Source organism: Psychrobacter sp. C 20.9 (assembly GCF_001921765.1).
Classification (GTDB): Bacteria; Pseudomonadota; Gammaproteobacteria; order Pseudomonadales; family Moraxellaceae; genus Psychrobacter; species Psychrobacter piscatorii_B.
The window spans coordinates 1-324 of sequence record NZ_MRYC01000044.1 but is presented as its reverse complement, the minus strand read 5'-3'; the positions used below and the strand labels follow the sequence as shown (position 1 = coordinate 324).

Below are 324 nucleotides of genomic sequence, written 5' to 3'. Positions count from 1 at the left end.
ATTCTGTGTAACTGCCGTTTAGATTAAATGCTTGCTGATACGGTCATCAAACATAATCATAAAGCGATTTAAAGCAGACGTCCAGTTACGGATTGGCATCGACCACTTTTTAGAGGCCTGCTGGGTTGCTAGATATACCACTTTAAACGTTGCCTGATCAGAGGGAAATACCTTACGCTTATTCACCGCCGTACGAATCACGCTGTTTAGCGACTCAATAGCATTGGTGGTATATATGACTTTTCTAATGTCTTTAGGGTAGCCAAAGAACACCGTTAAGCCCTCCCAGTTATTACGCCAAGACTTGATGACATGCGGATACTT

The 324-nt window shown here is 42.6% G+C and carries 1 protein-coding gene; it reads right to left on the bottom strand.

Features of this window, described 5'->3' with window-relative positions; translation table 11 throughout:
- Positions 1-18 precede the first annotated feature (18 nt).
- A partial coding sequence (locus BTW00_RS13740) for a transposase (protein ID WP_143506631.1) occupies positions 19-324 on the bottom strand: 306 nt, incomplete at its 5' end.